This window comes from Nocardioides pelophilus (assembly GCF_014180685.1).
Classification (GTDB): Bacteria; Actinomycetota; Actinomycetes; order Propionibacteriales; family Nocardioidaceae; genus Nocardioides; species Nocardioides pelophilus.
Genome location: NZ_JACEHF010000170.1, coordinates 1 through 8866 on the forward strand (window position 1 = coordinate 1; position 8866 = coordinate 8866).

Annotated in this window: 8 protein-coding genes; 4 read left to right on the top strand and 4 right to left on the bottom strand. The window is 72.1% G+C overall.

What is annotated here, in order from left to right; genetic code table 11:
* Both H0488_RS19565 and sucB read left to right on the top strand, forming a co-directional pair.
* Window positions 1-746 (top strand): oxidoreductase dimerization domain-containing protein (locus H0488_RS19565; protein ID WP_183100912.1); only part of this gene is annotated, 746 nt, incomplete at its 5' end.
* Between the two features lie 40 nt (window positions 747-786).
* A complete protein-coding gene (gene sucB / locus H0488_RS19570; RefSeq protein ID WP_183100913.1) occupies window positions 787-2538 on the top strand; it encodes a 2-oxoglutarate dehydrogenase, E2 component, dihydrolipoamide succinyltransferase in 1752 nt (583 codons plus the stop codon).
* A gap of 15 nt (window positions 2539-2553) precedes the next feature.
* On the opposite strand, the gene H0488_RS19575 is transcribed toward sucB, so the two are convergent.
* Window positions 2554-3282: a DinB family protein gene (locus tag H0488_RS19575; RefSeq protein WP_183100914.1), complete on the bottom strand. Its 729-nt coding sequence runs from the start codon at window positions 3280-3282 to the stop codon at window positions 2554-2556.
* A gap of 49 nt (window positions 3283-3331) precedes the next feature.
* Window positions 3332-4570 (bottom strand): HNH endonuclease signature motif containing protein, encoded by a 1239-nt coding sequence (locus tag H0488_RS24780; RefSeq protein WP_183100919.1) that lies wholly within the window; start codon window positions 4568-4570, stop codon window positions 3332-3334.
* Window positions 4571-5547: 977 nt separating this feature from the next.
* Here H0488_RS24780 and H0488_RS19585 point away from each other — a divergent pair.
* The gene (locus tag H0488_RS19585; protein ID WP_183100915.1) at window positions 5548-6447 is read left to right on the top strand and encodes a TIGR01777 family oxidoreductase; all 900 of its coding nucleotides are present in this window, start codon (window positions 5548-5550) and stop codon (window positions 6445-6447) included.
* Here the strand turns inward: H0488_RS19585 and H0488_RS19590 are convergent.
* Window positions 6393-7022: a hypothetical protein gene (locus H0488_RS19590; RefSeq protein ID WP_183100916.1), complete on the bottom strand. Its 630-nt coding sequence runs from the start codon at window positions 7020-7022 to the stop codon at window positions 6393-6395. The two genes, H0488_RS19585 and H0488_RS19590, sit on opposite strands and share 55 nt — an antisense overlap.
* A 73-nt stretch (window positions 7023-7095) precedes the next feature.
* The gene (locus H0488_RS19595) at window positions 7096-8439 is read right to left on the bottom strand and encodes an adenylate/guanylate cyclase domain-containing protein (protein ID WP_183100917.1); all 1344 of its coding nucleotides are present in this window, start codon (window positions 8437-8439) and stop codon (window positions 7096-7098) included.
* Between the two features lie 73 nt (window positions 8440-8512).
* On the opposite strand from H0488_RS19595, the gene lipB reads away from it, so the two are divergent.
* Window positions 8513-8866 (top strand): lipoyl(octanoyl) transferase LipB (gene lipB / locus H0488_RS19600; protein WP_312856443.1); only part of this gene is annotated, 354 nt, incomplete at its 3' end.

An 8866-nucleotide genomic window follows, 5' to 3' on the forward strand; every position in this document is an offset into this window, starting at 1 on the left:
CGCTCGAGCGCGCGTTCCGCCGCCGCGGCATCACCTCCCGCACCGGCACGTCGGTCACCGGTGTCACGACCACCGACGAGGGTGACGGCGCGGTCGTGGTCACGCTCTCGGACGACACCGAGCTGCGCGCCGACGTACTCCTGGTCGCGGTCGGCCGGGCGCCGCGCACCGAGGGCCTCGGCTACGAGGAGCAGGGCGTCACCCTCGACCGCGGTTACGTCACCACCGACGACCGCTGCCGCACCGGCGTCGACGGGATCTGGGCGGTCGGCGACATCGTCCCCGGGCTCCAGCTCGCGCACCGCGGCTTCCAGCAGGGCATCTTCGTCGCCGAGCAGATCGCCGGCCTCGCCCCGCAGTCGATCGACGAGCGCGGGATCCCGAGGGTGACCTACTCCCGGCCCGAGGTCGCCTCGGTCGGCCTCACCGAGGAGCAGGCCAACGAGCAGTACGGCGCCGAGTCCATCTCGACGCTGACCTACGACCTCGCCGGCAACGGCAAGTCGCAGATCCTGCGCACCCAGGGCTTCGTCAAGCTGATCCGCCAGGCCGACGGCCCGGTCGTCGGAGTCCACCTCGTGGGCGAGCGCGTCGGCGAGCTGATCGGCGAAGCCCAGCTGGTCTACGGCTGGGAGGCGCACCCCGACGACGTCGCCCCGCTGGTCCACGCCCACCCCACCCAGAACGAGGCCATCGGCGAGGCGTTCCTCGCCCTGGCCGGCAAGCCCCTGCACGCCCACAGCTGACCACTCAGTCAAACGACCACGAAGCGAAGACGAGGATTTCATGGCCACCGAAGTCACCCTCCCGGCACTCGGCGAGTCCGTCACCGAAGGCACTGTCACCCGCTGGCTGAAGCAGGTCGGCGACTCGGTCGCGGTCGACGAGCCGTTGCTCGAGGTCTCCACCGACAAGGTCGACACCGAGATCCCCTCCCCCGTCGCCGGCACCCTGCTCGAGATCAAGGCGTCCGAGGACGACACCGTCGAGGTCGGCGCCGTGCTCGCGATCGTCGGCGAGGCGAGCGAGGGCTCCTCCGGTGGCGAAGCGCCGGCCGAAGAGGCGCCGGAGCTGGAGCCGGAGCCCGAGCCCGAGCCCGAGCCTGCCGCGCAGGAGCCGGAGCAGGCTGAGCAGCCCGCCGCCGAGCAGCCCGCCGCTGAGGCGCCCGCCGCCTCGAGCGGTCCCGCGGAGGGCACCCCCGTCACCCTTCCCGCGCTCGGCGAGTCCGTCACCGAGGGCACCGTCACCCGCTGGCTGAAGCAGGTCGGCGACTCGGTCGCGGTCGACGAGCCGCTGCTCGAGGTCTCCACCGACAAGGTCGACACCGAGATCCCGTCGCCGGTCGCCGGCACCCTGCTCGAGATCAAGGCCGAGGAGGACGAGACCGTCGAGGTCGGCGCCGAGCTCGCCATCATCGGGTCGGGTTCTCCCGCGCCGGCCGAGTCGAAGCCCGAGCCGGAGCCGGAGCCCGCCAAGGAGCCCGAGCCCGAGCCCGCCAAGGAGCCCGAGCCGGAGCCGGCCAAGGACCCGGAGCCCGCCAAGGCGTCCGAGCCCGAGCCGGCCAGGGAGCCCGCCCCCGCCCCGGCCGCGCCCGCGGCCCCGGCCGGTGGCGGCGACGGGCCCGGCTACGTCACCCCGCTGGTCCGCAAGCTCGCCGCCCAGCACGGCGTCGATCTCGCGTCGGTCAGCGGCTCCGGTGTCGGCGGCCGCATCCGCAAGCAGGACGTGCTGGACGCCGCGGCGGCCCAGAAGCCCGCGGAGGCCGCCCCGGCTGCCGCTCCGGCGGCTCCCGCTGCCGCGGCGAAGCCCTCCGGCACGCCGTCCCCGCTGCGCGGACAGACCGTGGCGGTCAGCCGACTGCGCAAGATCATCGCCCAGCGGATGGTCGAGTCGGTGCAGATCTCCGCTCAGCTCACCCAGGTCGTCGAGGTCGACGTCACGAACATCGCCCGACTCCGCGACGCGACCAAGGCCGACTTCCTCGCCCGCGAGGGTGTGAAGCTCTCCTACCTGCCGTTCTTCGCCAAGGCCGCGATCGACGCCCTCAAGCAGCACCCGTCGCTCAACGCCACCCTCGACCTCGAGGCCGGCCAGGTGACCTACCACGACCGCGAGAACATCGCGTTCGCCGTAGACACCGAGAAGGGTCTGCTCACGCCGGTCGTCAAGGACGCCGGTGACCTGTCGATCTCCGGTCTCGCCAAGAAGATCGCCGACGTCGCCGCACGCACCCGCAGCAACAAGATCGGTCCCGACGAGCTGTCGGGCGGCACCTTCACGATCACGAACCTCGGCAGCGTCGGCGCCCTCTGGGACACCCCGATCATCAACCAGCCGCAGGTCGCGATCCTCGGTCCCGGCAGCGTCGTCAAGCGCGCGGTCGTCATGGACGACCCCGACCTCGGCGAGACCATCGCGATCCGGCACATGGTCTATCTCGCGCTGACCTACGACCACCGACTGGTCGACGGTGCCGACGCGGGCCGCTTCCTCCAGGAGGTCAAGAGCCGCCTCGAGGCAGCTCAGTTCGAGGTCTGAGCGGGCGCGCCTGGCTCAACGCAGGCGGGCGAGGTCCCGCCGGATGTAGCGCAGGTGCGCCCACTCCTCCTCGAGGATCACGCGAACGCAGTCGCCGACGCTCGGACGCCAGTCCCCGCCCCACGGATCGTCGCGTTCCTCCGCGAGCAGCTCCGCCGTAGCCGTGGCCAGGAAGTCGGTCACCAGCTGCTGTCGGTCGGCGCGCACCGTGAGGATCTCGTCGTAGGCCGGCGGGTCGGCGCGGAAGATCGACATGTCGAAGCCCATCTCGTCGGCACCGGTGAAGATCAGGCCGATCTCGTGGAACGGCTGTTGGATCCGCAGGATCCCGCCGCGGAGCCACGCGTCGGTCGCCAGGATCAGGTGGCGCAGGGTCTGGGCCAACGACCACTCGTCCTCGACGTGGGCGTCCACCAGCTCCGGAGGCGTGTCGGCCACCGTCGTCTGCCACGCGGCTTGCACAGCGACCCAACCCTCACGCAGGCCTTCGACCGTCTGTGCCTTCTGCAGCTCGCGGCCCGGGAACTGCCGGTTGAGCTCGGCGTCCACGAGCGGCACCACGTCGACACCGTTGACGAACAGGCTGCCGAAGAACAGGTCGTGGCTGTCGATGTCGAGTCCGTCGACATCGACGCTGCGCATCGTCACACCGCTGACGTCGGAGAACCGCAGGGTGGCGCCCTTGAAGCTCGCCTTCACGAAGGTCGCGTTCTCGAACTCCGTCGTGTCGGAATAGGTCGTCATCGCTTCATCATCACCGACGCCGGGGACAGTGCTGACCGGACAGGGTCGTCTAGGGGCGGCGGTGGAAGCGGAGGTCGCCGTTGGGGAGGCGGTCGGCTTCGTATTGTCGGTCGTGGGCGCGGTGGTGGTGGTGGTTGCAGAGGAGGATGCCGTCGTTGAGGTTGGTGCGGCCGCCTTGGGTCCAGGGTTTGAGGTGGTGGGCTTCGCACCAGGTGGCGGGGACGGTGCAGCCTTCGGCGCGGCATTGTTGGTCGCGGAGGCGTAGGGCTTTGCGTTGGCTGGGTGAGTAGAGGCGGCGGGTGCGGCCGAGGTCGAGGATCTCGCCGTTGCCGCCGAGGACGACGGGGATGATCTTGGCGGTGCAGGCCAGGCGGCGGATCGCGGTGGCCGACATGTTGTCCCCGGCGGTGAGGTGGCCGTCGATGAGCCCGCCGGTGGCCAGGTCGGTGCGCAGGGAGTCGAGGTCGATGGTGACCATCAGGGTGGTCGCGTCGCCGCCGTGGTCAGGAAGCTTGGCGGGGTCGAGGTGCTCGAGGAGGGCGCAGAGGGCTTGGCCGAGGCGGCGGGGGTAGGGGATCCGGTCTTCCTCACCGAGGGTCGCGTCGTCGTGCTTCCTGGGTGAGGTGAACGCTTCGAGGTAGGTGCGTAGTCGGGTGGCGTCGGTGTCGGGGAGCAGTGCGGAGATTCGGGTGGTGCCGTCGCCGATGGGCTTCAGGGTCAGTCGGCACTTCTCGCGGGCGCGTTGTTCCTCGGCCTCCAAGAGTCGGGCTTGGTGGGCTTCGGCGATGTCGGGGGCGACGACGTGGAGGATGTGACGACCGAGGCGGCGTAGCTCGGCGGGGCTGAAGTCGGCGCAGTAGGCCACCAGCTGGGTCTCGGCCTTGGCCAGCAGGGTGGGGTCGAGGTCGTCGGGCAGGGCCTCGAGCGCGGTCACGATCACCCGGGCCTGGGCCAGCGCCACTGCNAGCAGGGTGGGGTCGAGGTCGTCGGGCAGGGCCTCGAGCGCGGTCACGATCACCCGGGCCTGGGCCAGCGCCACTGCTCCGTCGGCCATGCCGGCCGCGACCCGGGTCCAGCGCCGGTCGAGTGCCTCAGCGAGCCGGGCGTCCGCGCGGGCAGCGGTGGGGTCGGCGTGGGTGAGGTGGGCGGCCCAGGAGCCGATGTCGCGGGCACCGGCGGCGTCGGCGACGTCGCCGGCGGTGGCGAGCACGCGTAGTTTCAGGTCGGTGAGTGTGGCCTCCAGGGCGGTGATCTCCTGGAGGGCGGTGGTCTTCTCGGCTGGGGTCATGTACACCGGTTGCACGTCGCGCACGTCGGTCAACGCGCTCCGGGCGTCCGCGACCGCGCCCAGGATCGGGTGGGGTTGGGGGTGGAGTTGGGCGACCACGGTGTTCCTTTCCGAGATGCTTCTATCGTACACCTGTTCGATTCGGAATGGAACATTCGATGGATGGTTTTCACAGGCGGGTTGCCTTGGTTTCGAGGCTCGCTTCGCTCGCACCTCAACCAGCGGCGAGCGGCGAGCTCCTCTACCACCGGGGGCAGGGGGTCTCGTGACGGTCGCTGCGCGACCTCCTCGACCAACGGTGGGCACGGGGTCTCGTGACGGTCGCTGCGCGACCTCCTCGACCACCGGCGGGCAGGGGGTCTCGTGACGGTCGCTGCGCGACCTCCTCGACCACCGGGGAGCACGGCGGCGGCGAGCCGGCGTACTTCCGCAACCACCCGAACACCTCCCCCGCTGCCGCCACCACAGCGAGCACCTCCGGCCTCCGGCAACCGGCGCAGGGCCCGGGGGACCGCACCGTGACCAACGACGGCGCGCCACCACGTCGTCCGTCTTTCCCACCGCAACCGACGACGGCGCGGAGGTTGCGGACAGGGGGTCTCGTGACGGTCGCTGCGCGACCTCCTCGACCAACGGAGGCAGGGGGTCTCGTGACGGTCGCTGCGCGACCTCCTCGACCAACGGAGGCAGGGGGTCTCGCGACGGTCGCTGCGCGACCTCCTCGACCAACGGGGTGCACGGGGGGTCTCGTGACGGTCGCTGCGCGACCTCCTCGACCAACGGGGTGCACGGGGGGTCTCGTGACGGTCGCTGCGCGACCTCCTCGACCAACGGGGTGCACGGGGGGTCTCGTGACGGTCGCTGCGCGACCTCCTCGACCAACCCGTGGTCGCTGGGCGACCTCCTCGACCAACGGCGAGGCGGCGTACGGGCTTCTGGACCGACGGGGCGGCTTGGCCGACTCGTAGTGTGGGCGCATGGGATCGCTATCGATCGTCATGGCCGGCAGCTCCGGCTTCCTCGGGACCCATCTGCGCGCCGAGCTGGAGGGGCGCGGGCACCAGGTCACGGCGCTGGTGCGCCGTCCGACGAAGCGGCCCGACGAGTCCACCTGGGACCCCTACACCGGCGACGTCGACCGCGAGCTGATCGCGTCGGCGGACGTCGTGGTCAACCTGGCCGGTGCACCGACGCTGGGCAACCCGCACTCCCGCACCTGGGCGCGCGAGCTGCACGACTCGCGGGTCCGGACCACCGAGACGCTCGCGCAGGCGATCGCGACGGCGCCCGAGCCGCCGTACTTCGTCGCGGGCAACGCCGTCGCTTGGTACGGCGACCACGGGGACGCCCTGCTGACCGAGGTGGCCGACAGCCGCGGCCACTCCCTGATGACCACGGTGTGCCGGGACTGGCAGGCGGCCGCGCAACCGGCCGTCGACGCCGGCGGCCGGGTCGTCTTCCTGCGCACGTCGCCGATCATGGACAGCGCGAGCGCACCGTTGAAGCAGCTGCGCCTGCTCTTCAGGACCGGGCTCGGCGGACGGCTCGGCAACGGCCGCCAGCACATGCCGATGATCTCCCTGCGCGACTGGGTCGGAGCGGCGGCGTACCTCGTCGAGCACCCGACCGCCTTCGGTCCGGTCAACATGACGTGCGTGGAGACCCCGACCAACGCCGAGTTCACCAAGGCGCTGGGCGAGGCGCTGCACCGGCCCGCCTTCGCGACCGTGCCGTCGCCGGTCCTCAAGGTCGCGACCGGCCGGGTCGCGCCGGAGCTGCTCGGCTCGGTCAACACCCGACCGCAGGCACTGCTCGACCTCGGCTACGAGTTCTCCGACCCGGACGTGACCGCGGTGCTGGCCAGCGGTCTCTCGTAGGCCGCTGCCAGCACCCACCCGGCTCCCGTCAGCCGGAAGACCAGCCGGCGGGTGGTCAGCCCGTCGCGCGGCAGCGCCGTCCCGCCGCCGCCACCCAACGGCACGGCGACCGCATCGGCCAGCCGGTCGGTGACGTCGAGGACGATCCGCCGCGCGGTGCGCACCCGGAGCTCGACGGCGAGCACCTGCATCGCGATCCTCCGCACGCGGAGGCCGCGGTCGACCCAGCGCTGCAGCATGGCGACGTCCTGGGCGCCGACGCGGGAGCCCACGAGGTAGATCCGGCGCAGCGCCGCGGTGTCGCCACGAGCCCAGGCAGCCGAGCGGGCCCGGTCCCAGTCACGCAGCACGGAGAGCGAGGCGACCGCGTCGGTGAGCGTCACCGACGGCGCCAACCGCGCCTCGGCCTCCGGGGCCGGCCCGGAGCGATCGGCTCCCGAGGTCGACCGCAGCACCCCCACGACGACCAGCACGACCACGCAACCCACGATCACCGCGGCGACGGCAAGCGTCATCCGCAGCGGCGGAGGCGACACGGCGTCGGGCGCAGGGTCGGGCGCAGGGTCGGCGGGCATGGAGCCAGTCCTACAGGCGGACGCCCTTCTCCGCACCCGGCCGTCCACAGGTCCGGGAGCGCGCGACGGACGATCAGCCGGTCGCGCGGGTGGCCCCGAAGAGCCGCCAGGTGCCCGGCAGGCCCTTCAACGCCCGCTCCCCCACCTCCGCGAACTCGAACTCGTCCCCCGTGACCAGGTCGACGACGGCCTCGGAGACGAGCACGCCTCCGTCCTCGGCCTGGCCGAGCACTCGCGCCGCCACGTTGACCGCCACGCCGCTGATGTCGCCGTCGTTGCGTACGACGACCGGCCCGGCGTGGACCCCCGCGCGAACCTCGATCCCCAGCCCTCGCAGGTGTCGTCGTAGCTCCGAGGCGCAGCGCAGCGCCCTCGTCGGGGCCTCGAACGTCGCCAACGTGCCGTCGCCGGTCCCCTTGATGACCCGGCCTCCGTGTCGCCCGATGGCGTCCCGCGCTGCGGCGTCGTGCGCGTCAAGCAGCCTGCGCCACCCGTCGTCGCCGAGGGATACGGCGCGCTCGGTCGAGGAGACGATGTCGGTGAACAGAACGGTCGTGAAGACCCGGTTGTCCGGCGGCGGCGTGGGTGTCCGGCCGAGGAACGCACCGATGCGTTCGGCGATGTCGCCGACCCCCTCGCTGTAGATCGTCGCGTCCCCTCCAGGCACCACCGCGAGCTCGGCGTGCGGGATGCCACGTGCGAGAGCGCGGGCGTGGTCGACCGTCAGCGCGCCGTACTGCTCCCGGTGCACGACCAGGGTGGGGCACTGCACCTCGGGCAGGACCCGGCGGGCATCCATCTCGACGAGGCGCGACAGGCTCTCGGCCATCTCCCCCGGCGAGCAGGCGCCGCGCTGGAAGCGGGCGTACCAGCGTCGGTAGGGCTCGTCGGCAGCGAGGCTGGGGCACAAGAAGTCGGTGGCTGCCTCGGTGCCCCACGTGCTCCTCAACGTCTCGACGACCAGCTCGGCGACCTCGGCCGAGTGGCCCTCGGGATAGTCCGGCGCCGCCAGGAACCGGGCGGTCGTGTTGAAGAGGACGAGCGCCTGGACCAGGTCCGGTCGGGTCGCGGCGAACAGGATGCCGGCGGCGCCGGCGTCGTTGGTGGCGATGATGACGGCGTGCCGCGACCCGGCTGCCTCGAGAACGGCCGCGAGGTCGTCGGCCCACATCTCCCACGACTCCCCCGCGTCGGGCGGCACGGCGTCGGAGACCCCGACCCCGCGGCGGTCGAAGCGGATCACCCGGCCGTAACGCATCAGGGTCTCGATGTACCGCTGGTAGCGAGGTTGCTCCATGCTCAGGTCGAGATGGCTGGCGAGGCCCGGCGAGTAGACGATGTCGAGGTCGCCCGCGCCGTGGACGGCGTACCCCACCCGGGCAGCAGCGACGTCGGCGTACCGGACCTCGTCGGTCATGCCCAGGAGTATCGGCCCACCGACCGACCGGTGTCCCGGAATCGCCCCGGGTGGCGGCGAGTACCCTCGACCCGTGACGGATCTGCGGTTCCAGGAGGCCGGCCTCGGCGCCGATGCGCTCGACTACCTCGAGGCGTGGGAGCTCCAGCGACAGGTGCATGCCGAGGTCACGGCCGGCGACCGGCCCGGCACCGTCCTGCTCCTCGAGCACCCGCCGGTCTTCACAGCCGGTAAGCGCACTGCCCCGCACGAGCGGCCCGCCGACCCCGGCACCGCCGACGTCATCGACGTCGACCGCGGCGGCAAGCTCACCTTCCACGGGCCGGGCCAGCTGGTCGGCTACCCGATCGTCCGGCTCCCCGACCACGTGAAGGTCGTCGACTACGTCCGCCGGGTCGAGGAGGCGCTCATCGCCGTGTGCGCCGAC